Source organism: Sphingobacterium pedocola (assembly GCF_015209965.1).
Taxonomy (GTDB): Bacteria; Bacteroidota; Bacteroidia; order Sphingobacteriales; family Sphingobacteriaceae; genus Sphingobacterium; species Sphingobacterium pedocola.
The window spans coordinates 31,455-57,169 of record NZ_MU158693.1 but is presented as its reverse complement, the minus strand read 5'-3'; the positions used below and the strand labels follow the sequence as shown (position 1 = coordinate 57,169).

Here is a 25,715-nt window from a genome sequence, read left to right as displayed (position 1 = left end):
AAGGGGCCTTTGAGTTAATTCGGTATGAAAAATGATTAGTTGTATTCAATGATTTTGAAAAAGTATATGAACAGGCAGCTATATAACAAAACCATAAACGTAGACGGAGTCAATATTTTCTATCGAGAAGCAGGCGATAGCAGATGGGGCAAATACGACGTTTACTTCGACGTGGCAGAAGCACATTGCTATGAAAAGGATTTACCTGAAGCGGAAACGCACATTTTGGAAGGTGGGCATATGGCACTGGAAACAAATTTTGATGAGGTGTTAGATCTTATTAGAAATTTTCTATTAAGCAGCGTTAGATATAATTATTTGTCCAAAAATATGAAAGATCGATATGAAACACGCTTTACAAGCTAAAAACATCTTGGCTCAAATCAATACTAACACTAAGTTAGGGGACTTACGGAAAATTGCGAAGGATATCAAAAAGGATCATGAACTGGCTATTGAACTATGGTCAACTGAAAGATTTTTGCCTAGACTACTGGCCATCTTGATTATGGACAACAAGCTTCTATCCCAAGATGTGATTGATAAACTTGACAAGGATATGCACGCGCATCCAGTTGATGAGCGAAATCAGCTAATGGATTGGCTAATGGCCAATCAGCTTACGAAGGAAAAAAAAGCAATTGCGCTGATTCAATCTTGGGAGAATAGTCCTTCTCCACTTCAAAGACGCATTTATTGGTACTATCAAGCAAGATTAAGATGGACAGGGCAGACCCCCCCGGAAAATACGTCCCATCTACTTTCAGCAATTGAGAACACCATTGCGACCGAAGAACCTGAAGTTCAATGGGCCATGAATTTCACTGCAGGCTGGATCGGAGTTTATGAAAAAAAGTATCGAAATCGGTGTGTCGCCCTTGGCGAGAAAACAGGTCTTTATAAAGGTGAAATGGTGTCAAAAGGGTGTACTCCCAATTATTTGCCGGAGTTCATTGCAATGGAAAGCAACAAACGAAATATATAAATTAAGTGTGAAAGAAGACCATTATTGAGAAGTAGGAAAAACGGTAAAACAAAATAGTAAGCTTTGTGTTTATATTACAAAATTATTAAGCAGATGTTTGTGAAGCTGACACACGCCGTATTAAGGGAATTGCAAAGCGACGGATATAATGTGCTAACATCTGTTAATACAGTCCACGACGACAACCCGACCTACATGCCGGAGAAGGTAGACGATGTATGGGAATGGTTGGAAGACTTGACGGTTACACCGCAAAGCCAACCGGCAATATTAATTATAGAGGACGCATTAAACAATATATTGGAAAAGGAACTGATTGGAGCAGTATGGATAGAAAGACCTTGGAAAAGGACTGTTTAGGTAATCGAAAGGTATCATGATCGATATTTGCTTTTTTTATATTATTCTGCGTTCGACTGTTGTCTTTTAATCCCTATTCCTTGATCATAATACCTTTATCAAGCGTGGTTGCTTGAATTTATAATGTTTCCAACTGCAATGTCAGCTCCTTCATAGCAGCCGGCAATTCGGTAGGCATGTCGTCGAAACGGCATTCCAACGCGATTTTTCCGGTGTACCCAATCTCCCGCAGGGCCCGCAGGTACGGGCGGAAATCATCTCCGGCTACACCAGGTGCTGTCCTTTTTTCCTTCTCGGCGATATCCACATGGTAGACGAATTCCCTGCCTGCCTCAACGATCCTCTGCGGAGACTCATTTTCCTTGAGCATATGATAAATATCCACCAATAGTTTGAAGTTCGGGTGGTTAACCCGTTTTGCGATGTCGTAGGCTTCCTCCACTGTATTGATCAGGTTAGTCTCTCCGCTATTGAGGTTTTCCAAGCATATCACTACCCCGTATGTTGCTGCCAGCTTGGCCAGCTCGCCTGCAAGATTGGTAAACTGGTCGACCGCCTCTTGCTGGTCGAAACCCTCAGGCACCCCACGGGATCCACCGCTACCGAAGACGACGATCCGGACTCCCGTTTTCTGGGCATGCGCGAATGTGTTTGCAGCATGCGATAGGATACCTTCATGGTCTGCTTCAGGCCCGACCGCTTTTAGCGAGCCAGGTAGGAAAACATTGCACGCATAGACGGGAAGACCTTCAGATAGCTTTAGGGAGTCAACCGGGGCATTGGGTTTCAAATACTCCGACACGGTGGGTTGTATAAACGAAAAACCATGAAGTGCTACCAGGTCGTTATTTTTCATCGACGCGCAGACGCCCAGCTCCGGTCTAAAGAGCTGTTGCGCAATGCTGCCAGCCGGCGTAACAAACGCAAAGGCTAGCGTAATCATTCCCTTTAAAATCAGTTTCATTGCCATGGATACGATGTTAATACTTGAATATATTCTGTCCTGCCATAACCTGCCTTGCCTTGGGGTCGAATGTAGCCCGTGTACCTGTGCGGTATGCTGCATTGGCCATTATGCAGGCGACAGCATGGTTGTAACCGGCCTGCACTGGCGCATTGGGAGTCTGGCGCGACCGAACACAGTCCATCCAGTTACGCATGTGTGCATCCGTCAAGAAATCCCCGCCGGTGTTTGCGCCCGAGGCGGCCTGCACGTCGGGAAGCTTATATTCTGCCAATAGGTTCGCTTTAAGTCCCATCGCCTTTGCAGCATCGTTCTGAAGCCCACCAGTCGGTGTGACCCTGTTTTTGTCCAAATCCAGCATGCCCCCGTTGGAATAGTACAGTTCTTTCGTATCTCCAGCGGAGTTGCTAAAGCGCGAAGAGTAGACGACTTGGAAACCATCTGTTTTACTATCCAATGGCCCGTAATCGAATACGGCGGTCAATGTGTCGGGGTTTGTGCGTCCGTCCTTCCATTGGTATATCCCTCCATTGGCTGTCACGCCGCGTGGGTAGGCTAGCCCGGAGAACCAATGCACCGTGTCAATCTGGTGGGACATCCATTGCCCGGGGATGCCGGATGAATAAGGCCAGAAAAGCCGGTATTCCAGGTATTTCCGGGGATCCCATGCCTCGTAGGGGCGGTTTATTAAAAAGCGCTTCCAGTCGGTATCGGATTCACGGATGGAAGACGTAAGTGCCGGTAGGCGCCACCTGCCAGGCTGGTTTACGTTCCAGCACATCTCCACCATCACAATATCACCGAACTGCCCCGAACGAATATAATCATTGGCCGCTTGGTAATTGCCCCCGCTTCGACGCTGCGAGCCGATCTGTACAATAATACCGCTAGCATTGACCGCATCAAGTGCGATGTTGGCGTCGTCCATCGTTTCGGCGAAAGGTTTCTCGCAATACGCATCTTTACCGGCTTTCGCCGCCTCAGCCAGGTGGAAGGCGTGTTGGAAATCTGCTGTGCTGATAATCACTGCGTCAATATCCCCACGCTCATAAAGCTCATCGTTATTGCGGCATAGCGCGACATCGGCCCCCGTTTTTTCGCGGATATAAGCAGCCCCTTCTTTGCGGCGCCTGTCCCAAATATCTGACAGTGCGGCGAATTCGAAATCGAGCGCTTTGGCATGGCTATTAAATGCAGGAAGCAACGAATGTTTAAATCGGTCCGAAAACCCGACAACACCCACGCGTACCCGGTCGTTCGAACCGAGGATCTTGCTGTAGCTCTTGGCGCTCATCCCAAGTCCGCCGATGGTTAATCCAATAGCGGAAAGGGTGCTCTTCTTGATGAAGTCTCTTCTGGTTTCCATATTAAGAGGTATTTGTGCTATTTTTCTAATTTAAGTTTATAGCGTTTTACAATTAGTAATTGTAAAGCTATACTTTTTTTTGTAAATGGTGGTGCTATATAAGTAACAAAAGTATTGACTTACATTGGTTTGGGATATATTTTTTTGTGGAGGGGCCTTCTCAGGCCCCATAATCCTGAAAGATTTTTCTCGTATATTCATATGAGTCCTATAATGTTGTTTATCAAGGGAGTCGTCGACGAATTTGATCTAAGCGACGAAGCAAACATCTGCCTCGTTTATTTGTTATAACAATATGAGTACAATAGCTTCGATCGCAACAGCGGTGCCCCGATATCAACAGCAACAGATGCAAATATTTGAAGCGATAAAACACATGCATACGAATACAGAGGAGGATCAGCGCAAGCTCAGGTTTATGTACCGATCTAGTGGTATTGATACGCGTTATTCTGTCGTACCGGATTTTTGTTCGGATAAGGGCGACAACAAAATACTAACCGATAGCGAAGGTATTACCGTGTCGCGGAAGCTCGAAGACCGACTCACAATATATGATGAGGAGGCAATCGAATTAGCGGTGGAGGTCGTCGAAAAGTGCTTGCCCGAAGGCATGGATAAAACTCACGTTACCCATCTCATAACGGTGAGCTGTACTGGAATGAAGGCACCGGGTTTGGATATCGACCTGATACGTCGCCTCGGTCTGCGTCGGGATATCGGTCGCACCTCCGTCAACTTTATGGGCTGCTATGCAGCAATCCATGGGTTGAAGCATGCGCATTATATTGCTGAAAAGGAACCCGATGCAAAAGTGCTGTTGGTATGTGTGGAGCTTTGTACCTTGCATTTTCAGACCGATCAGACGATCGATAATGTGACGAGTACCATTATTTTTGGCGATGGTGCTGCGGCGGTGTTGGTGGAGGGCGATAATTCAACGCACAACGGTTGGCGTTTGGATGGTTTTTACAGTGAAATTAACTTCGAAGGCCTGGATGATATGGCCTGGCGGATTTCGGCTGATGGTTTCCTCATGACATTGACCAGTCAGGTGCCGCCGATTCTGGAACGCACCTGCGATGCAGTGATCGGACGCGCGTTGAAGCGTTACGGGATAGCTAAGAATGAGGTGGATCTGTGGTGTGTGCACCCAGGCGGAAAGAAAATACTGGAAGCCATTGAACGTGGTGCCGATATCACAAAGGATCAGCTCGCTGACAGCTACGAGGTACTCCGTGATTATGGTAACATGAGCAGTCCGACCGTACTCTTTGTGCTTGAAAAAATGATAAAAAATCCAGCATATACGATACGACAAAAAAATCTGATCGGAATGGCATTTGGTCCGGGCTTAACATTAGAAACTTTTCACCTGTCTCATGCCTGATTTTTCAAAACGAAGCAACGAAAGCGAACTACTGGACGATCCGTCGATCCCCTTTGAGCATATTAAGCAAACCATGCGGGAGCTGGATACGATTAATGCCTGGTTGGGCGGGCATCGTACGACTTTAGCTGGATTAAAGACATTGCTCCGCAATACGAAGAAAGTAAGCATCTGCGAAATCGGATGCGGCGGCGGAAACAACTTGATGATAATCCACAACTGGTGTCATAAGAATGGAATTGAGGCAGCGTTGACAGGGATCGACATGAATCCACATGCCATTTCTTATGCAACAGCCCAGTATGGCGCGTTAGGTATCCAATTTATATGCAGCGACTACCGCGCGGATGTGCTTGACCGAAAACCGGATATTTTTTTTAACTCCCTTTTTTGCCACCATTTCGAAAACAACGAACTGGTTGATATGCTACGCTGGATGTCGGTAAATAGCCGTACAGGATTCTTTATCAACGATCTCCACCGTCATCCGCTTGCATATTACAGTATCAAACTGTTGACAGGGTTATTTTCAAGATCGTATATGGTTAAAAATGACGCAGCGCTTTCTGTACTTCGCGGATTTACGAAAGACGAGTGGACAACGCTTTCGGAGAGGGCAGGTCTGTCCACGGCAAGCGTCCGCTGGCGTTGGGCTTTCCGACATTTAATGGTATACAAGAATGGTTAGTGTGGATTACGATATTGGTATTGTAGGTGCCGGTTTAGCGGGCCTGACCACAGCCATTCAGTTGCGCAAGAAGGGATACTCCGTCGTCCTTTTTGAAAAGAATGGCTTCCCTTTTCATCGGGTCTGCGGAGAATATATCAGCGTCGAAAGCTGGGATTATCTGCTCGATTGCGGTATCGACTTAGCCGATATGCAATTGCCGATTATAAAAAAGTTACAGGTAAGTTCGTTAAACGGTACACTGCTGACAGCAGATCTTGATCTCGGCGGCTTCGGCATCAGCCGCTATAAAATCGACGGTTTACTCGCGCTGAAGGCCCGCGAAATAGGAGTCGAAGTGCGGGATAATTGCAAGATAAGCGGTATGCAACGGCTTTCGGATCACTACCGCATTGAGGCATCTGATGATGAGGTTCGCGTACAGCTAGCAATCGGCTCTTTTGGTAAACGTAGTAATATCGACGTACAGTGGAGGCGTAGCTTTCTAGCCCGAAAACTAAATAATCTAAATAACCATATTGGAATAAAATACCATATCAAAGCTGATTTTCCGGACGATATTATTGCGCTACACAATTTTAAGGATGGCTATTGTGGCATTTCGAAAATTGAAGAAGAGCAATACTGCATGTGCTACCTGACAACAGCGGCTAATCTGCAGCAGAGCGGAGGAATCAAAGAAATGGAACGGCAATTTCTTTATCAGAATAAGTACCTAAAACAATTGTTCGAACAGAGCGAGTTCTGCTATAGCCAGCCGCTATCCATTTCGCAGGTCTCGTTTGATAACAAAGAACCCGTCTTTGCCGGGACACCGCTAATTGGAGACGCCTGCGGTATGATCACGCCGTTGTGTGGTAATGGTATGAGTATGGCCATGCATAGTGGCAAATTGCTTACCGTTTTGGTAGATAGGTATATACAACAACAAATATCGCTCGATGAAATGCTAGGCCTCTATACCGATCAATGGCGAAAACAGTTCGCTGCACGCCTGCACGTCGGACGTATTGTGCAAGCTCGATTTGGCAAGGTATGGCAAACGGATTTATTTGTATCACTGCTAAAAAAGATGCCCGTTCTAACAAACGCCATCGTGAAGAGAACGCATGGCAGGGGCTTTTAACGATCTCCGGTGCAGCAGATGGATAACATAAATACCGGCCCGACATAGCTTACCAAATTTTAAAAAAAAGAATCAAAGTCTTGTGTTTTAAAAAAATTAGTTTATCTTTGCTTTATAATCAGGCTCTGCCGATGCTTCTCTGAAACCGTTAAGTTCATTCTTCTCTCTCAGTTTTCGCTTTTTCAGCTGCTAATTTTTGTTGTCAATATAACGGTTAAGTACCATTTTAAGCCAAGAGCATTTCGAGGTCCGAAAAAATACAAACATCATTTCTTGCGAACAATTAGATTTATTATTGTGCTGCTGTTATCATCAGTTCAATAATGGCGTTTACCCAACAAAATGAATAATTTTTATAAATAAATACAATACACAATGCAAGAAGGAACAGTAAAATTCTTTAACGTTACCAAAGGTTTCGGTTTTATTACACCAGTAGATGGTGGTCAGGACGTTTTCGTACACAATTCAGGTTTAATCCATGACATACGTGAGAACGATAGCGTAACATTCGACGTAGAAAATGGCAAAAAAGGCGTTAACGCCGTTAACGTACGCGTAGCATAACTATCTAGAAAGATTCATATTTTCCTACAAGATATATGATAAAGATGATGTAGTGGAAGGCATTTATGCCGATCTGCTACATTTTTTTTGTTAGATACGATTTGGACCCCTACATTATTGGATGGTCCCCATCCGTGTTGAGAAAAACCCGACTTCCTCCGTATTTTTCTTTGCAAACTGAAAGGCGGAGGGGCAAACCAGCACGCGTACAACGGCAGATTACGGCGTATTTACCTTTCTATATCGAAAAATAGCAATACCCCGAATAATACAGCTTAATAGGATAAGCAAGGCAGTGGCTCCCGCTACCAAACATATCGGACTTACCTGATCGTTCGATATTGCCACCGCGATCAAAGCCCATATTCCGACTAGACCAAAAGAAATAAGGTTTTTTTTCCATATCATCAGCACATTAACAAGACCAGCGATCAAGATCATCGCAACAGTCCATGTCATTTCGGATGCACCCCAGCCGTCCCATTTTATTTTCGTTAAAAACGCTGCTATATTGGCGATCAATGCTACCGAAATCCATCCTGCATACAGGGAAAATGGCAAGAAAACAAATACTTTTGTTTTTAAAGAAGGACGGTTGTAATTGGCATGAATGTTCGTGATGATTTTCAACAATACTAAGAGTAAAGCAATCATGATACATACAGATAATCCAATATAATCATTTAACCAACACACTACCCAGACGCTATTTAATATAGAAGATAGGCTAAACCAGATCCCAATAACCTTAATGATGCTATTCTCATGTTCGCTCTTTCTTATACTTATGCTGTAGATGATGTGACTGATTAGGAATAGGTAAATCAATCCCCAAATGGAAAAAGCGTAGGATGCTGGAGTGAATAAATTATCATACCGATCAGATACCGTTTTCATCGTGTTTCCATTAAAAAAGCCGGTATTGGATAGGTAATTAATTACCAACGTGATGATTAGGGAAACAGTATTAAGAATAACTATTGATTTCTTTTTCATTGATTCTGTTTTGAAAATATGATTTATCAAACTCGTGTACCGATAGCGGCCAGAATATAAACACTTTAACGGCATTAAAGTTCTAGCGATAATCCAGATTCTCTTTTTCTTGAACGTCAAACATATAACCTGTTTTATATTGTTTGTGTGTGTCCCAAATTAGACAAAGAAAAATTAGCTTCGGTTATTGGAATGTCAAAAATCACGACCACGATCCGACCTTGAAATTAGTCAGCCAGCTATATGTCCATATTCCTTTTTATATCAAAGACGATCGGCTCTGAACAGGCTTAAAGCACATTAGAGACTATAGCCCCGTTACAGGGCTAGTTTAATTTGTAGATGTCTGTCGCTTCGGATATAGGTGGAAACGACTTCATAGGTCAATGCCGTTTGGCCAGATGAAGCCGTCAACACTTGTGTGGATTCAGGATATAAAGTCAATTTCTTGGTGGCGTTGCCCTCCTTAAGTTCCAACTCAAAATACAAGTCACTATTATTTGTCAATTCATAATAATTCGTATTCCCATTTTTAGTAGAAGCCGTATGATGATAAGCAGGACTTAATGTGACGCAGGCGTAAAATAGGTCGCGAAGATGCTCTTCTTTACCAAACAGATAATTGCTCGACCAAGCGACAGTACGGCCCTGTTCCAAAGCCTCTCGGATGGATACTGCGGAGCGATCTCTAGCCATGACTAATGTCATTGTGCGGTGTATGCCAGATCGTGAAATATCGTAGTCATGCGCAATAAGATTATGGATATCTGTATTTCCGATCACGGTAAGATTACGGTCTAACGCCCAATCGAGGGCTTTTTTGTGGAAACCAAAACCATTGACGACTTCAATTCCATGCAATTTCTTTTCGGCATACATCTTCTCTACAAATGGGATCCATTCGTATGAACCTTTGATCGTTGCTGCTTTCCATCCTGGATGATTCCAAAAAATAAACGAATTTTGATCTACTGCAGCCTGTATCGCTTTTTCATCCAAACTCGATGAGTTATCAACAATAAGATTCTTATCATCTTGAATAAACAAGGCGTTAAAATGACCTGGGGGCGTTCCTCTAGTAATCTCGGTACCCTTAATGAGCAAAATGTTATTCTCGGCCGCCATCTTTTTTGCTAATTCATAGGATCGCAAATTACCGGGAATCACATCTTTTTTATGTGGTGTGTACTCTACATGTTCGGTAAAAGAAATCGCATCCAATCCCTCTTTCCAGGCTTCCTGTACGCGAACATTTGGCCAAACATGCCCATCGGTAAAAACAGTATGCATATGAAAGTCACATTTTAATACTTGATAGTTATTCACGTTAGGGATATTGATAACCTCTCTCTTCTTCGGGTTTCTAAATTCCTTCAACTGCATTATACCGTCATCTTGCTGCGCAAATACCGACATTGAAGTTGCGGTTATCAAAGCCAGTAAAATAGATCTCCTTCTCATTTGAGTTACGTTTTAAATTTTTGTCAAATGTAGATCTCTATTTTTAATTGCATATTAACGCTATATTGCCATGATGTTAAATATACGGGAATCCAGCGTTCTTACAACACACATGAGGACGTTTTGAAAGTCTTTATTTTACAATTGCAGTTATCAATAAACTTTTCTAAATTAGTTGCATGGATCATATAACCGCACCGATCTTCCAAGCCTTGTTCCAATCGGAAAGCCCGCGCATCATTTTAAAGGCGGATGCTCCGGAATTTACCATCCTCGATTATAATATTGCGCATCAATCCATTACCGGAAGGACTAAAATTAATTATAGGGGCGAAAGTATATGGAAAGCTTATGACCCTGCTATGGCGGGGGGTGAGGGACCAGAACTGCTTGCAGCAGCGTTGGAGCAAGCGCTTGCCGAAAATAGTTTAATTAAAATGCCCGTATTTAGGTATGATATCTTATCGGATGAGACCGGAACAGTGGTTCAGCACTGGTGGCAGTTGGAAATACTCCCTGTAGCGAAGGAGGGTAATCGGGCAACCTATCTACTGGTTACCACTCACGACGTGACCAACGAGATGATGTCGGAACGAAGGGAACAGGAGCTCAACGAGGAGCTGGCAGCTACGAACGAAGAACTGGCCGCGTCGAATGAGGAACTGGCCGCGACGTTGGAGGACCTACAGGTCTCACATACGCGATTGGAAAACTTTTCCCGTCAACTGGAAGAGCGCGTTGCCCACGGTATACAAGCGATTGCTAATTCGGAGCGTAGTCTGCGAAGTCTCGTGATGGCAGCCCATTATCCGCTAATGATTTTAAGAGGCAGGGATTGGATAATAGAGATCGCCAATCAGCCCCTGGTAAACCTGTGGGACAGAACGATCGAAGAGGTAACGGGTCATAAGTTGATGGATATCCTGCCCGAGATCGAGAGTCAGCCTTTCCCCATGTTTCTAAGGCAGGTATATGATTCAGGTGTAGGCTACGGGCAGGAGGAACAAATTTTCCACTATAATTCTCCTAAAGGCCCCGCGACAAAATATGTGAGTTTTTATTATGATCCCCTATGCGACGATAAGGGGGACGTTGTTGGTATCATCGTCGCCGCGGACGATATCACAACAAAAGTACATCAGCGCCAGATGTTGCAAGAGGCCTTGGCAAAGGAACAGTCCTTGACGGAAGAAATGAGCTCCCTGAACGAGGAACTTGCGGCAACAGTTGAGGAGCTTTCGGCAGCCAATGAGGACCTTGTGGTGTCCCAAGAGGAAATAAGACGAAAAAATGATGACCTGATCGAAAGCGAGGCCCGTTTTCGACTACTGATCAAACAGGCTCCGGTAGGTATATGTGTTATACGTTCACACGACCTCTACGTTTTAGAAGTCAATGATAACTATTTAAATTTGGTAGGCAAGGAGCGGGCAGAACTGGAAGGCCGCGCTATTTGGGAAGGGGTCACCGAAGCAGCAGAAGATTACGCCCCAGTACTGAGCCAGGTCATACAAACAGGAGTGCCTTTCGTTGCTACCGAACATCAGGTAACGCTTATCCGGTATGGTAAACCCGAAGACGTATTCATCGATTTCGTTTACGAACCGGTGTTAAAGGCCGACGGCCATGTAATGGCTATTTTAGTCGTAGCTATCGACGTAACCGAAAAAGTGAAGGCACGTAAAGCAATCGAGGAAGCGGGAGAGCGTACCCGTCTTGCTGTAGAGTCTGCCGATATCGGCACCTTTGAATACAGTTATAGCACCAATGCAATTATCACATCCGAACGGTTCAATGAGATTTTCGAGGCGTCCGATCCGATATCAAGACTGGAGCTACTGGATACTTTTCATCCTGACGACGTGCACTTGAGCGCGAAGGCACATGCCGCTGCAGCAATTAAGGGAAAGATGATGTACGAGGCAAGAATCCTGCATAAAGACAAATCGATACATTGGATCAGGGTTCAGGCGAAGGTTTTCTACGGGACAGACGGAATACCGGACAAATTAATGGGTACGGTTTTGGATATCACTGATTTCAAACGACTACAGCAGCAAAAGGACGATTTTATTTCCATTGCCAGTCACGAGCTAAAAACACCCATTACTTCCCTAAAAGCATCCCTGCAGTTTTTGCAACGGATAAAGGACACGCCGGGACATGAGCTCTTCCCTCGATTACTGACGCAGGCCGAGCGCAGTATGGAAAAGGTCAGCACGCTGATTGAAGACTTATTGAATGTGAGTAACATGGATAAGGACGCGACAGTATTGAATAAAACAACATTTATCGTAAAGGATCTGTTGGACGACTGCTGTGGCCACATCAGGGAAACAGGTAAACATAAGCTGGTATTTGAGGGAGATCCATCACTGCAGGTACATGCTGATCAACGTCGGATCGACCAAGTTGTTGTTAATTTTGTAAATAATGCCGTTAAATATGCACCTAAGTCCTCTGATATTTACCTCCGGGCTGAACAAATAGATGGGTTTGTTAAAATATCTGTACGTGATACCGGCCCAGGCATTCCCCCAGAAAAGCAAAAGCAAATTTTTGAGCGTTACTTTAGGGTCGATAGTAGCGGACGAGAAGTGTCGGGCCTTGGTTTGGGTCTTTACATCAGCGCCGATATCGTTCACCGACACGATGGGGAAATCGGTGTGCATAGCGACGCGGGACAAGGTGCAACATTTTGGTTTACACTACCTCTTTAAACGTAATTAAAGAGGTAGTGTTTTGTATATTTCTTGTCATAAGTCAAGTGTTGCCGTTTAAAATCTTCATATCTTGCTGTTCTAAATCTATCGATCCCGATTTAGGTGGGAGATAACTTTTCTGAAATTTCATCGATAGAAAGACTACAAAATTAGCAAGTAAGTATTAAATAAAATGGCAAAACAGGTATTTATCAATTTAGCAGTAAAAGATCTTCAGCAATCAATGAACTTTTATAGCGCTTTAGGTTTCACAAACAATCCTCAATTTTCAGACGACAGTGGAAAGTGTATGGTTTGGAGCGAAAACATTTTTGTTATGCTCCTGACCCATGAAAAATTTGCTGGCTTTGCAACAAAACCGATTGCAGACACAAAAAGCAGTCTTGCAGGTCTTTATTCGTTGTCTGTTGCGAGTGTTGAGGAAATGAATCAAATCGTCGCAAATGGATTAGAAGCAGGCGGAGTCGAGCCCAGTGAACTAAGAGATTATGGTTTTATGCAACAGCGGACTATTGAAGATTTTGACGGACATACTTGGGAAATTTTCTATATGGATATGTCAAAAATTCCAGCCGAATAAACTCTCCAGATAACATACGTTCAAAAATAATAAATATGACACCAAAATTTGAAGCAGGAATTAATATTGCAATAAAAATTCCTAAAAATAAATACGAAAAAACGGTTGCTTTTTACAAGGATATTTTGAAGCTGGAAGTCGAAGAAAAACCCATAGGCAATCCAACCGTTTCTAGAACACACGAAGTAAAATTCGGCAATAACGTTATTTGGTTAGACTGCGTGGACAATTACACCCATGCTGAAACGTGGTTACAACTTACTGTTCCTGATGTAGAAGAAGCGACAAATTATTTGCAATTGAACGGGGTGGAAACCTGTGATGAATTGGAAGAACTTCCGGAAAATATGCATTGGATTACAGATCCGGCAGGAACTGTTTTCAATGTACAGCAGAGAGACGAACAATGAAAGGCGTCTGCTTTTTTAATGTCCCATCAGCCTTGAACAACAATGGGAAGTTTTAGACATTCAGAATTTAAAGGAATATGCCGGCGCGAGAGATACCGGAAACATTCCGGCACCAGCATGGGAATGTGAGTAAAAGAACATTGCAGACGTACAGGGCAAAAGAAAGGTATTCTTGGTGCAACGCAAATCAATCTGACGATGTTTTTTAGATTATCCGAAGTGGAATTACTTATGCAGGGAGAGCATTAAAAAAAAGCAAAAGAAATGAAACGGATTGAAAGTTCAAACGAGGATATGCATATGCCGCCTTTGGTACCAACAGGTCCGTCTGTTGCGTCATACCCCAATGCCTAGTACCGGAAAGAATCGCTAAACGGGATTTTGGTCGTTTTTCGACTTTGGCGTTTAGGTCTTTTACGCATAGTCTTAAATGTCTCGGGAAATGAATAACAGCTTTTTTACAAAAACTGACTTGACAGTATTACACCTGTGTTGCTATATTTGGCTCGATGTTAAAATTGTTCAATTTTTTAATGTTATTTGGCTATCTCAACATGCTTTGTTATGAGGTACGTTTTGACGATTTCGTAAACTTAAACCCTATTGAGGCAAATGAAACGCTACTCGAACTTGTTTTTGAAGAGATGTTTGACCTCGAAAATCCGGACGCGAGTGCTGCAATCCCAGAAATAATATATGATGAATACCAGATAATTCAGTTCTCTTTGGGCGTGATGCCCGCGGAACTGATCTTCGGTTGGCTATTATGCATGATCTTTCTGCTTGCGAAAACCACACCGCTATTCAATCGTAAAGACAAAACACAAAATCGACCAGGATATTATTCCTTTCTGTACCGTTACAGACCCTTCTAATCTTACTACACATCTTTTTATATTCCAAAGTAGCATGTTGATAATCTATCATCATGAATGTTCTTTTGGATATCTTCTACTGTAATTTAATTCCGAATCTTATATTATCATGAACAACAAAATGATCTTTCTCCCCATATTGGGGGCAATTATGCTCGCGTCAGGCTGTACAGCAAGCAGTAGCGAAAATGACAAAGAATCCACTGAGCGGATTGTGCCAATTTCCACTTTAATGCACATGGACACCACTATATTTAAAGAGTATATAGCCGATATCCAAGCGCATCGAAATATTGAGCTACGTTCTCGATTATCCGGATTTTTAGATAAAATCTATGTCGATGAAGGAGCATATGTCCGTAAGGGTCAAGTGCTTTTTCAGGTAAATTCAGAAGAGTATAAAGCGGATTATGCACATGCCGAAGCAGGCCTTGACAATGCACGTGCCGAGGCAAAAAAGGTGGAACTTGAGCTGGAGCGTACAAAAAAGTTAGTCAAAAAAAATATAGTCAGTAATACAGAAATCGATCTGATGGAAGCGCAGTTGAATGCAGCCAAATCAAAAATAAAGGAAGCTCAGGCACTAGTTGCACAAGCTAAAACCAAATTAACTTACACTGAAATACGAGCACCATTTGCTGGACGGATTGATCGTATCCTCTTAAAAGAAGGCTCTTTGTTGGAAGAGGGCGCGCTGCTCACCAACATTTCGGACAATAATAGCGTGAACGTTTATTTTTCTATTTCGGAGCCAGAGTATCTAGCGATAGCATCGGATGGTAAGTTTAACGGCAATAGTTTTAAATCTGAAGTACGTCTGATCCTAGCCAATGGAACGCTATATCCGCATGTCGGTAATGCAGAGATCGTCGAGAGTGAATTTGAGGCCACTACGGGTTCCATAGCCTTACGTGCCAAATTTCCCAATCCCGATGCACTTCTAAAGCATGGCGCATCGGGCAAGGTCGCCGTACCCACAAAGACGGGAAACCTCACGTTCGTACATCAAAAATCAGTTTTAGAGATACAGGATAAGGCCTATGTATATACCGTTAAAGATAATAAGGTTAAAATGACCCCGTTCAAGAGCGGTCAACGCATCGGCCATTATTATGTTGTAGAAGAGGGCTTAGATAAAGATGTTCAGGTGGTCTTTGAGGGTGTACAGTCGCTAAGAGACGGGATGGTCATTAGTCCGAGAACAATTACAAATTAAGAGGGGGCAACAAAGATGTTTGAACAATTTATCAGAAGGCCAGTATTATCACTGGTTATATCGTTATTTATAACAATACTTGGGCTACTTGCATTATTTACATTGCCGATTACCCAATTTCCGGATATCGTACCTCCGTCAGTGGTTGTCACCGCAAGTTATACCGGAGCAAATGCGGAGGTAAGCACAAATGCGGTGGCAATCCCGTTGGAGCGGGCAATAAATGGCGTAGCGGGAATGACATACATGAATTCGGTTTCGACAAACAACGGTACAACCCTTATCCAAGTCTTTTTCAAGGTGGGGACAGATCCCGATATTGCGGCTGTAAATGTGCAGAACAGAGTAACTACGGTATTGGATGAATTACCAGAGGAAGTAATAAAGGCAGGTGTTACGACAGAAAAGGAAGTGAATAGCATGTTGATGTATCTCAATGTCTACACGGATGACGCTACAGCAGATGAACGCTTCATTTACAATTTTGCGGATATCAATATACTAAAAGAACTGAAGCGGATAGAAGGAGTAGGTTTTGCGCAGATTATGGGAATGAAAGATTACGCCATGCGTATTTGGGTCAATCCAGATCGATTGTCGGCATACGCTATATCTACCGAAGAATTAGTGGATGCATTAAGACGGCAAAATATAGAAGCAGCACCTGGTCAAACTGGTATCAGTTCGGATAAGGCCATAAATATGCAACAGTATGTGTTGCGATATCCCGGTAAGTTTACCGAAATCAGCGAGTACGAAAACATTCCTATTCGGGCGCATACGGATGGTTCCGTCATCCGCGTCAGAGATGTGGCCCAAGTGGAGTTTGGATCGTTGGATTATGAAATGGTTTCCAAGACGGATGGGCGTCCTTCAGCTTCCATTATGTTGAAGCAACTCCCTGGATCGAATGCGCAGGAAGTGATTCAACGTGTTAAGGAGCGTATGAATCAATTAAAAGAAAATAGCTTTCCCTCCGGAATGACCTATACTATGGGCTATGATGTATCGCGGTTTTTGAATGCATCGATCTCCAGCGTAATGTTGACCCTTTTCGAAGCGTTCGTGCTTGTGTTTTTAGTCGTATTTATTTTTCTTCAAAACTTTCGTGCTACTGTCATTCCAATCCTGGCCATACCGGTTAGCTTAATCGGATCATTGTTTTTTATGCAGATGATGGGCTTTTCAATCAATTTGCTGACTTTGTTTGCGCTTGTATTGGCCATTGGTATCGTGGTCGACAATGGTATTGTCGTCGTGGAGGCTGTATTTGCCAAAATGGAAGAAGAGAACCTATCTCCGATGGAAGCTACGTTAGCGGCCATGAAAGAAGTAGGAAGCGCTGTCGTCGCGATCACGCTTGTGATGTCTGCCGTTTTTATTCCCGTAGCTTTTCTTTCCGGTCCGGTGGGTGTGTTCTATCGACAGTTTTCCCTGACATTAGCAGCCGCAATAGTCATATCAGGTATTAACGCCCTTACATTAACGCCGGCGCTCTGTGCTATCATCCTGCGCTCGCCGCACGAAGAAAAAGGATCTAACGGTTTGTTGACGAGATTTTTTACCAAATTCAATTCTGTCTATGACCAACTAGCAGGTAATTATAAGAGCCTATTATCGCGGATCGCAGGAAGAAGGTTGATTACTTTATTGCTGCTTGCGGGCATGTTCGTACTCACTTGGGGGACGAGTGCCGTATTACCAACCGGGTTTATTCCAACCGAGGATCAAGGAATGATTTATGTGTCTGTGACTACACCTCCCGGAGCAACCGTCGATCGAACCGAAAAGGTGTTGAACGAGGTGGATGCAATCGCGCGCGAGATGGATATTGTCGAAACCGTTTCTACGTTATCGGGTTATAGCATCGTAACGGAGGTAACCGGCGCATCCTACGGCATGGGAATGATAAACTTGAAGGCTTGGGATGACCGAGATCAATCGATAGAGGAAGTCATACAGGAACTTCGTAAGCGCACAGCTCATATTGCCGACGGATTGATTGAATTTTTTCCACCGCCTACAGTACCTGGTTTTGGTAATTCGTCTGGCTTCGAGTTACGCTTGCTCGATCAAAGCGGTAATGAAGATCTTGTTAAAACAAATGTAGTACTCAAAGACTTCATGACTGCCCTAAACGAGGACGAAGTAATTGAAAATACAAGTTCCTCTTTCGATGTTAATTTTCCACAATACATGTTGGAAATCGACTATGACCTTGCTGCAAAGAAAGGTATTTCGGTAGAGAATGCTATGAATACATTGCAAACGCTGTTAGGGAGCTTATATGCAACAAACTTTATTCGGTATGGTCAGATGTATAAGGTAATGGTTCAATCTGACGCCTTTGCACGGCAGCGGCCTTCAGATGTATTGGATTTATATGTGAAAACTGAACAGGGAGAGATGGTGCCTTATTCTTCGTTTATGACGATGAAACGGGTCTACGGACCCGAGCAGATCACGCGCTACAATATGTTTAACTCCGCAATGCTCACGGGGCAGCCAGCCGCCGGTTTCAGCTCGGGACAAGCTATTGAGGCAGTGGAACGTATTGCTGGGTCTCTGCCTCAAGGTTATGAAATTGAATGGTCTGGTATGACACGCGAACAAAAAATATCGGGCAACCAAGCGGGGTATATTTTTGTATTATGCTTAGTATTTGTATATCTTTTACTAGCGGCACAATACGAAAGTTTCTTACTCCCATTGCCTGTTATTCTGTGCCTACCGGCAGGGGTGTTTGGCGCGTTCTTATTTTTGAAGATATTCGGACTTGAAAACAATATTTATGCACAGGTTGCATTGGTTATGCTAATCGGTCTGTTGGGTAAAAATGCCATCCTGATTGTAGAATACGCAAATATAAAGCGCAAACAGGGAATGGACGTCTTAACAGCTTCCATCGAAGGCGCTGTTGCACGTTTAAGGCCGATTTTAATGACTTCTTTTGCGTTCGCGGCCGGCCTTATACCTCTTATGTTGTCGAGTGGAGCGGGCGCGCTCGGAAACCGTACCATCGGAACGGCCTCCGTGGGCGGAATGGTAATTGGGACGATCGTTGGTGTCATAGTTATCCCGGGACTAGTTGTGTTATTCGCTAAAAATGGAAAGAATAGAAAAATGGGCGCAGCCATTGCGACAATAGTCTTACTTTTGGCATTTACGGGCTGTACAGTTCCTAAAAGAGTGTCAGATCCAAATCTAAATCAGGCAATACAAAAAGAAGATCACCGTATGCTGCGTGATAGTCTTTCCTTAGCAACTATACCCTGGAATGATTTCATGAAGGATACGCTCTTGACGAAGCTGATTGACACCGCCTTACTGCGTAATAAGGATTTACAGCAGGCTTTACGTCGTATAGAAATGACGCAGGCACATTTTAAACAACGAAAAGCGACGCTGTTGCCCAGCTTAGCTGCCTCTGCAGAAGGAGGATTACGTAAATACGGTCACTACACCGAATCCGGAATAGGCAACTACGATTCTAATTTTTCAGAAAACCTGAAAGGTGATGAAAAGATCCCCGAACCGTTCGTGCCGGATTATTTTGTAGGTATACGATCTTCTTGGGAAATAGATGTCTGGGGTAAGTTGCGCCATCGTCGCGAGGCTGCCTTTACAGATTTAATCGCAGAAAACGAAGCAAGACGGCTGTTGGAAACAGAATTGATTACCAACATTTCAACAGCATATTACGAATTAATCAGTCTCGACAAAAAGATTGAGGTGTACAACAATAATATCAAATTACATGAGCAAGCTTTAGAAATTATACAGGCTCAGAAGGAGGCAGGGCGTGCTAATGAGTTAGGGGTGCAACAATTTCGAGCTATGTTAGAAGGCTCTCGGGCTTCACGCGAGCAAGTCTTACAAGATATTATTTCTTTAGAACACCAGATTAATTTCTTGCTGGGACGAGCTTTTCGTCCCATCGAAAGAAGCGATGAATCATTGGATTCGCTGCAACTCTTTACTGAATTAGCGATAGGTTCACCCGCTGATCTCGTTAAGAACCGATTAGACATCCGAGAAGCTACGTTCAGAATGCAATCACAATTTTATGAGCTAGAAGCTTCTCGGCTTTCCTTTTTGCCGTCTATTGCAGTTAGCCCGTATCTCGGTCTGCAAAGTTTTAATTTAGATAAGCTTTTAGCCGTTGATAAGTCCTTTACATATGGTCTGTTGGCTGGCTTTACAGTCCCGCTACTTCAGCAACGCGAACTTAAATCTCAGTATGAGGTCATGAAAGGTAACTATGGCATTGCTTTCTTAGAATATGAGAAGACGGTACTTCGAGCTATGAACGAAGTGTCTTCGGCATTACACCAACAACTGTCTATCCACCGCCGGGCGACATATATTCGGGACCAGGAAATGGCACTCAATGCTTCTGTCGCAGCAGCGAATGAGCTCTTTATTGCAGGACGCGTCAGCTATTTAGATATTATAACCACACAGCGTGATGTAATTGACGCACAGACAGCTGCGGTTGATATTGCCAAGGAACGGATTTTAAACCAAATCGTGTTATACAAAGTTTTAGGAGGAGGATGGCAATAAGGGCTAAGTTCCACATTTATAAGAGGCAGTCAATCATTGGATTGTCTCTTATATCGATACAGAATATTTTGCTAATCCATCCCTATAGACGTATTTCGTTTTTTGTGTTTCAGGACCTCGGAATTCGTTGTATTGATCGAGGGTGCGGACATACATAAGCAAATTTCTATGGGCACAGAGCGATACCTATTACATGAACCTTTGGTTCCGATTTTAAGTTGAAATCTCTAGTCCAGTCAAATAATCTCAAAAATTCTCCCCCCGATGCAAACATGGTATTTTTTATGTAATCTTCAACAAAAGTGCGGTTTGGTGCCATACACTGCGCATTGAGGTCGAACTATAAAGATGCATCAAAAGGGTGCTCTAGCAATACCATATCGCAGTTATGATTTAAAAAGGTCTTTTGTAAATTCGACTCTAGCACGAGCAACTGTGCTGCCACCATGCGTGCACTCGCCCAAAGCCATGATCTTGACACTTTCATTCCTTAACAGCTTATGAATTAAAGCAGCTTTTATTATCTCCATTTTTTCTCTATGCTTGGTACAGCCATTTGCTTAGATGGCCAGCTATAAATCAATTGCTTTTTAGTAATTAAAAGGTACTAATTTTAAACATCGATATAAAATAGTAAATGGCATTGTTCCGTGATAAAGTTTATAATATTGATATAACAGCAAATACAAACGGAACTTAGAAAAAAGCACGCGTATATTCATTGATACCCTGTAGGATCCTATGTGCGCTCCCTATAAAGAAGGTAATAGGTCAATAAGGTGGTATTGACGAGAACAGAAAAGGCATTGGATAGAATAATAGGCCATTCTTTCAGCAACACCCCATAAACAACCCACATTGATACACCGCCTAACAAAATAGTGATCATAATCGGAGAGATGTTTGCCACATCTTTTTCCTTTATCACCTTAATTAACTGAGGAACCATCGAAATGGAGGTCAATATTCCGGCTATGATTCCAATTACGATTTCCATACGACTAGAATTTGTTTTGTGTTTTATTAAGATAAATCGATATACTCTCCCGTTGAAAAACGCTGTGAGAAAGTACGTAGCCTTTAACTGTGTTATACAAACACATCGAGCTCCAATCTTGTTTTGAATTGAGATATCGAGAATTGAAATAGGGTATAAATATCGATTAGGTAAACAGTTATGCTGTTAACTTGACTTTTACTACGTTAATTATTCGTAGGTAAACTTTTGTTTCCGTAGATTGTTCGAGTTCAATATAATCAGTATAACATTAGAGCGATAGAAAAGAAAAATATTTTGATGTTAATCACAGCGCATCGGTATATCGAAGATACCCAGAGCGAAACGGGTGTGTGGTTCTTATTGCTTTATATATCTTGGCCTCCCTAGAGAGCCCTTTCGGTAACGATGGAAAGATTAGCGTTGAAAGTGAGCTAGGTGAAGGGCAGCGTTTCGCATGGAGCTTCCTATTTGCCCCTAATAGGCATGCTTTAGCTTTGTGAAAGAACATTCAGGTACTAAAAAATCAATCGAGACTATTGCAGAAATAGAAGGTTGAAAGGAGCAATACGGTTTTTTACACCATAAAGCTCCTTCGGTAGGTTAACACAGGTTAAAAGTGTAGGCAAGCGCGAACGTCTATGCAATACATATACATTCATTTGCCACTAATTTTTAACACCGTCTTGAAGTTTATTGGCTTTTTCTAAGTGCATCTCTAAACCTGGTAGTTTTTCTTTGGCAAATTTTTTCAGGTCAGGATCAGTTACACCCGGGCTGTTTTCCGTGGCACCTCTAAAGAGGGTTATAGCTTCCTGGTGGGAGGATACCATCACTTCGGCAAACAGGCGGTCGAATTCCGCGCCCGAAGCTGCTTTTAGTTTTTCGAGAAGCGTTGTATGCCGCTCCATTAACTGACCACGTAGCCCCCATCCTTTGGAAGCAGTCAGTTTTTTCAGATCTGTACCTACAGCGGTATGGTCATCAACCATATGTTGTCCATAATTTTTTACGTCAGTACTCACGCCTTTGCTTATCGCGAGGCTTCCAGCAGCAATCTCAAAGTCGTTACTGCTAGCAGCATCGTTAACAAATTTGCTGTTGTTTTCATCTTGATCGTCCGAATCCTGTCCCGTTTCGGAACCACCCACCTTCTGGTTTTCTTGACCCTGCGCATCTTTTGTGTTATTACCACCGCAGGCAGATAACACCAATACTGATCCCATGAGGGATAGTAGCGCAAGTTTTCTGAGTTTAAGTAATCGCTTCATAGTTTGTCATGTTATTTAAAGTTTGTATTTATACAACCGTTTCATTGCCGAAGAGTTTCGTGTACATTTACGTGTTTTAACAAATTAATACGTGACAAGCATGCACGTAGAGCAGTTTCTTTTTGCACTAACAGCGCTTTGGTCTAAGTGAAGTAATCGTAAAGCATTATTTTGTATCAAACTAAAAAATGACATCCATACTCAAAACAATACGGATAGGGCACTTGTTGAGATAATGATTACGGAGTAGTTAGCTTATGCCAACCTATCCGCTGCACGTAATGACTTGAAAAGCAATTTATGAAAAAAAGTATATGTATCGTAGAGGATGACGCCGGTATTCGCGATATCATCGGTTATATTCTGGAAGATGATAGTTATAACGTCCAACTTTGTAGTTCTGCGAAGGAGTTTAACGCCATTATTAGTGTCTCCGTGCCAGATGTTGTTGTTTTTGATATCATGCTTCCCGATGGTAACGGGATAGAACTATGCAAAGAGATGAAAGACAGAGGCAACACATCAAGTGTACCTGTGCTTTTGATGTCTGCACACTCCAGACCCGATGAGGCGATGGAATCGGGCTGCGCAGATGCATTTATCAGCAAACCTTTCGATATTGATTATTTCAAAGATAAGGTAACAAGTTATTTGGCAGGTTAAATTAAATTGCAACTCCACTTCGGCCGTCTACTTTTATAACCTCGTCGATTTTTTTTCCAGAATCGGATGTAACGGTATTGGGCTTCAAAAGGCTCCGCATTGTAGCTTCACTTTATCTCATTGATACAATAACGACTGCCATATCTTCGATGGTATTGATCGTTTCAATTTGGGGATTAACCGTGTTAATTTTCAATGCCCCGTCTCGATATATTCTCAAATCAATTTCCTTGGTTATTACATCGCCGCTTGACGATGTTCTGGTCATGTTATAACATCTCCGCTGTTTTTTCTTGGTTATCAGTTAAATGCCTGCCGGAATTCAAGAGGCGACAAACTGGTTTTCTTCTTAAATAGTGTACTGAACGATTGCGCATGCTCAAAGCCTAGTGTATACGCAATTTCGCTTACGGATAAATTTGTCGTCGAAAGTTTTTCCTTCGCCTTTTCGATCACACGCTGGTGTATATGCTGCTGAGTATTTTGTCCGGTATGCATGCGCAGTAGATCGCTGAGGTAGTTAGGAGACAGGTTCATGAGTTCGGCCATGCGTTGTACCGTTAACAGTTCGGGTTGCGTTGTCGTACTGCCGTCAAAATATTTCTCAATAAGAAGTTCAAATTTGGCAAGCAGTTGATTATTATGGTTTTTCCGGGTAATAAATTGCCGCTCGTAAAATCGATTCGAATAATTGAGCAACAACTCGATTTGCGATAAGATAATTTCCTGCGTGTATTTATCAATATGAAGACATTCCTTATCGATCTTGTTCAATATGGTAATCAAATCATCTTCTTCATCAGCAGAAAGATGCAGTGCCTCATTTACAGCGTAAGAGAAGAAGCTATAACCACTGATATTGCGTGCTAGGGGATGGGCCAGTAAAAAGTCGGGATGGAAAATTAGCAGGTAGCCCGATCCGCATTGTACACTGTTCAGATCCAGGTATTGGACTTGGTTAGGCGCTGTAAAGCTCAGTACTCCCTTATCATAATCATAATGTTGCTGTCCATATCGTATTTTACCTTTTGCATTCCTTTTAAGGGCAACACAATAAAATCTATTTACAAAGCCTTTCCATACATCATCATCCAGAAAAATACTTTCGGCGAGATTAATCACGCTTACCAATGGATGGCGTGGCTCGGGCAGAGACAGTAATCGGTGAAATTCTGATATTGATCTGATAGCATTCATAGTACTAATTTACATATTTTAATGTACATAGTAGCGTTTGCATCTTTAAAATGCAACGCTACAGAAAATACGCTAATCGATGAGCCCCATGCTAAACTCGTCGTATGGGTTGCCGGTATCGGTGCCCAACGGTACGATGTTTTCGAGTTTTGATAGATCGGTTTCGTTTAATTCAATTTCAGTCGATGCGATGTTTTGCTCTAAATATATTCTCCGTTTCGTACCGGGGATTGGCAAGATACCTTTGGCTATAATCCATGCAAGTGCCAACTGTGTTGTGGTTATCTCTTTCTCGTCGGCCATGGTCTCAATTGCTTTAACCAGCTCAATATTCTTGTAAAAATGAGGCTCCTGAAAACGTGGAATTGCGCGGCGAAAATCATTCTCCGGCAAGTCATCTATGGTTCGGATCTGGCCGGATAGAAAGCCGCGACCTAAAGGAGAATAAGCCACAAATCCTATCCCAAGTTCATGCAACGTATTCAATATGCCACGTTCCTCTGCTGTACGCTCAAATAATGAATATTCACTTTGTACAGCCGTAATCGGGTGAATCGCGTGTGCTCTTTTTATAGTTTCTGAAGATACTTCTGATAGTCCGAGATAACCCACCTTTCCTTCCTTCACCAGCTCACTCATCGCCTCGATGGTTTCTTCGATGGGGGTGTTTTTATCAAGTCGGTGCATGTAATACAGATCGATATAGTCTGTATTGAGGTTTTTTAGAGATCGCTCCACCGCTTTTTTAACATATTCTTTTTTACCATTTATGGCCCAGGTTACTTTATCGTTTTCATCGATCTCCCAGCCAAATTTTGTCGCGATAATATATTTATTCCTGTTACCACCTATTGCTTTCGCAATCAACTGTTCATTTTTGAAAGGACCATATAAATCTGCAGTATCTAAAAAATTACCACCTAATTCGAACGACCGGTGAATTGTGGCAATAGCTTCTTTCTCATCTGCCTCGCCATACATGTTTCCTCCCTCAAAACCTGTCATACCCATGCAGCCCAAACCTATACCAGGTACAGCCAGACCTTCGCTTCCTAAATTTATTTTCTTCATTACCATACTATTAAATTTTAATAAGTCAAAGTTCGCTAAGAACATTTGCATAGGCGTAAGCAAAGCCCTGAAAGTTGTATGCAAATCAAGGATCGCTAACTATGAGAAAGGGGATATTGTTTATCCCTTTTTGCATACACAAGCTTAATTAATAAATGTTGATTGAGACAAATTTTCAAGATTTATTTCTCATTTTCTGATGATCAAATGCGGCCCGTCTGTTCTATTTTCTTTCCGTACATA

General features: G+C 42.8%; 23 protein-coding genes. 14 read left to right on the top strand and 9 right to left on the bottom strand.

Annotated features, from left to right (window positions below):
* Nucleotides 1-66 precede the first annotated feature (66 nt).
* The 3 genes from C4F40_RS19830 (at nucleotide 67) to C4F40_RS19820 (ending at nucleotide 1,345) form a co-directional block, all read left to right on the top strand.
* Nucleotides 67-366: an alpha/beta fold hydrolase gene (locus tag C4F40_RS19830; protein ID WP_196941169.1), complete on the top strand. Its 300-nt coding sequence runs from the start codon at nucleotides 67-69 to the stop codon at nucleotides 364-366.
* Nucleotides 344-985, top strand: a complete 642-nt coding sequence (locus C4F40_RS19825) for a DNA alkylation repair protein (protein WP_196941168.1) — start codon at nucleotides 344-346, stop codon at nucleotides 983-985. The genes C4F40_RS19830 and C4F40_RS19825 overlap by 23 nt, the downstream gene beginning before the upstream one ends.
* Before the next feature lie 99 nt (nucleotides 986-1,084).
* A complete protein-coding gene (locus tag C4F40_RS19820; protein ID WP_196941167.1) occupies nucleotides 1,085-1,345 on the top strand; it encodes a hypothetical protein in 261 nt (86 codons plus the stop codon).
* Between the two features lie 118 nt (nucleotides 1,346-1,463).
* Here the strand turns inward: C4F40_RS19820 and C4F40_RS19815 are convergent, their stop codons facing one another.
* Together C4F40_RS19815 and C4F40_RS19810 are read right to left on the bottom strand one after the other, a co-directional pair.
* Nucleotides 1,464-2,315, bottom strand: a complete 852-nt coding sequence (locus C4F40_RS19815; protein WP_196941166.1) for a sugar phosphate isomerase/epimerase family protein — start codon at nucleotides 2,313-2,315, stop codon at nucleotides 1,464-1,466.
* Nucleotides 2,316-2,325: 10 nt separating this feature from the next.
* Nucleotides 2,326-3,675 (bottom strand): Gfo/Idh/MocA family protein, encoded by a 1,350-nt coding sequence (locus C4F40_RS19810; RefSeq protein ID WP_196941165.1) that lies wholly within the window; start codon nucleotides 3,673-3,675, stop codon nucleotides 2,326-2,328.
* A gap of 295 nt (nucleotides 3,676-3,970) precedes the next feature.
* Between C4F40_RS19810 and C4F40_RS19805 the strand changes: the two genes are divergently transcribed.
* From C4F40_RS19805 to C4F40_RS19790, 4 genes are all read left to right on the top strand, one after another.
* The gene (locus C4F40_RS19805; protein WP_196941164.1) at nucleotides 3,971-5,065 is read left to right on the top strand and encodes a type III polyketide synthase; all 1,095 of its coding nucleotides are present in this window, start codon (nucleotides 3,971-3,973) and stop codon (nucleotides 5,063-5,065) included.
* On the top strand, nucleotides 5,058-5,753 hold the full coding sequence (locus C4F40_RS19800) for a methyltransferase domain-containing protein (protein ID WP_196941163.1): 696 nt from the start codon (nucleotides 5,058-5,060) through the stop codon (nucleotides 5,751-5,753). The genes C4F40_RS19805 and C4F40_RS19800 overlap by 8 nt, the downstream gene beginning before the upstream one ends.
* A 1-nt stretch (nucleotide 5,754) precedes the next feature.
* Nucleotides 5,755-6,879: an NAD(P)/FAD-dependent oxidoreductase gene (locus C4F40_RS19795; protein ID WP_196941162.1), complete on the top strand. Its 1,125-nt coding sequence runs from the start codon at nucleotides 5,755-5,757 to the stop codon at nucleotides 6,877-6,879.
* Nucleotides 6,880-7,254: 375 nt separating this feature from the next.
* Nucleotides 7,255-7,446 carry a cold-shock protein gene (locus tag C4F40_RS19790; RefSeq protein ID WP_196941161.1) on the top strand — a complete coding sequence of 64 codons (192 nt, stop codon included), beginning with the start codon at nucleotides 7,255-7,257 and terminating at the stop codon, nucleotides 7,444-7,446.
* A gap of 219 nt (nucleotides 7,447-7,665) precedes the next feature.
* On the opposite strand, the gene C4F40_RS19785 is transcribed toward C4F40_RS19790, so the two are convergent.
* Together C4F40_RS19785 and C4F40_RS19780 are read right to left on the bottom strand one after the other, a co-directional pair.
* Nucleotides 7,666-8,442 carry a hypothetical protein gene (locus C4F40_RS19785; protein WP_196941160.1) on the bottom strand — a complete coding sequence of 259 codons (777 nt, stop codon included), beginning with the start codon at nucleotides 8,440-8,442 and terminating at the stop codon, nucleotides 7,666-7,668.
* 318 nt (nucleotides 8,443-8,760) lie between these two features.
* Nucleotides 8,761-9,903, bottom strand: a complete 1,143-nt coding sequence (locus tag C4F40_RS19780; protein ID WP_196941159.1) for an Sb-PDE family phosphodiesterase — start codon at nucleotides 9,901-9,903, stop codon at nucleotides 8,761-8,763.
* Nucleotides 9,904-10,082: 179 nt separating this feature from the next.
* Here C4F40_RS19780 and C4F40_RS19775 point away from each other — a divergent pair, with 179 nt between their 5' ends.
* The 6 genes from C4F40_RS19775 (at nucleotide 10,083) to C4F40_RS19750 (ending at nucleotide 20,273) form a co-directional block, all read left to right on the top strand.
* Nucleotides 10,083-12,623: a PAS domain-containing protein gene (locus tag C4F40_RS19775; RefSeq protein WP_196941158.1), complete on the top strand. Its 2,541-nt coding sequence runs from the start codon at nucleotides 10,083-10,085 to the stop codon at nucleotides 12,621-12,623.
* 175 nt (nucleotides 12,624-12,798) lie between these two features.
* The gene (locus C4F40_RS19770; protein WP_196941157.1) at nucleotides 12,799-13,206 is read left to right on the top strand and encodes a VOC family protein; all 408 of its coding nucleotides are present in this window, start codon (nucleotides 12,799-12,801) and stop codon (nucleotides 13,204-13,206) included.
* A gap of 35 nt (nucleotides 13,207-13,241) precedes the next feature.
* Complete coding sequence (locus C4F40_RS19765) at nucleotides 13,242-13,616, top strand: VOC family protein (RefSeq protein WP_196941156.1); 375 nt, start codon at nucleotides 13,242-13,244, stop codon at nucleotides 13,614-13,616.
* 533 nt (nucleotides 13,617-14,149) lie between these two features.
* Nucleotides 14,150-14,491, top strand: coding sequence for a hypothetical protein (locus tag C4F40_RS19760; protein WP_231390151.1), 342 nt, complete (start codon nucleotides 14,150-14,152; stop codon nucleotides 14,489-14,491).
* Nucleotides 14,492-14,600: 109 nt separating this feature from the next.
* Nucleotides 14,601-15,707, top strand: a complete 1,107-nt coding sequence (locus tag C4F40_RS19755; RefSeq protein ID WP_196941154.1) for an efflux RND transporter periplasmic adaptor subunit — start codon at nucleotides 14,601-14,603, stop codon at nucleotides 15,705-15,707.
* A 15-nt stretch (nucleotides 15,708-15,722) separates the two neighbouring features.
* A complete protein-coding gene (locus tag C4F40_RS19750) occupies nucleotides 15,723-20,273 on the top strand; it encodes an efflux RND transporter permease subunit (protein WP_196941153.1) in 4,551 nt (1,516 codons plus the stop codon).
* 739 nt (nucleotides 20,274-21,012) lie between these two features.
* Here the strand turns inward: C4F40_RS19750 and C4F40_RS19745 are convergent.
* Both C4F40_RS19745 and C4F40_RS19740 read right to left on the bottom strand, forming a co-directional pair.
* On the bottom strand, nucleotides 21,013-21,270 hold the full coding sequence (locus C4F40_RS19745; protein WP_196941152.1) for a SemiSWEET transporter: 258 nt from the start codon (nucleotides 21,268-21,270) through the stop codon (nucleotides 21,013-21,015).
* Nucleotides 21,271-21,938: 668 nt separating this feature from the next.
* Entirely contained in the window at nucleotides 21,939-22,541 is a 603-nt protein-coding gene (locus C4F40_RS19740; protein ID WP_196941151.1) for a DUF4142 domain-containing protein, read from the bottom strand.
* A gap of 300 nt (nucleotides 22,542-22,841) precedes the next feature.
* Here C4F40_RS19740 and C4F40_RS19735 point away from each other — a divergent pair, with 300 nt between their 5' ends.
* Nucleotides 22,842-23,204 carry a response regulator transcription factor gene (locus C4F40_RS19735; protein WP_196941150.1) on the top strand — a complete coding sequence of 121 codons (363 nt, stop codon included), beginning with the start codon at nucleotides 22,842-22,844 and terminating at the stop codon, nucleotides 23,202-23,204.
* A gap of 112 nt (nucleotides 23,205-23,316) precedes the next feature.
* On the opposite strand, the gene C4F40_RS19730 is transcribed toward C4F40_RS19735, so the two are convergent.
* From C4F40_RS19730 to C4F40_RS19720, 3 genes are all read right to left on the bottom strand, one after another.
* A complete protein-coding gene (locus C4F40_RS19730; RefSeq protein ID WP_196941149.1) occupies nucleotides 23,317-23,472 on the bottom strand; it encodes a nuclear transport factor 2 family protein in 156 nt (51 codons plus the stop codon).
* Between the two features lie 32 nt (nucleotides 23,473-23,504).
* Complete coding sequence (locus tag C4F40_RS19725; RefSeq protein WP_196941148.1) at nucleotides 23,505-24,401, bottom strand: helix-turn-helix domain-containing protein; 897 nt, start codon at nucleotides 24,399-24,401, stop codon at nucleotides 23,505-23,507.
* A gap of 72 nt (nucleotides 24,402-24,473) precedes the next feature.
* A complete protein-coding gene (locus C4F40_RS19720) occupies nucleotides 24,474-25,472 on the bottom strand; it encodes an aldo/keto reductase (protein WP_231390150.1) in 999 nt (332 codons plus the stop codon).
* Between the last annotated feature and the right edge of the window lie 243 nt (nucleotides 25,473-25,715).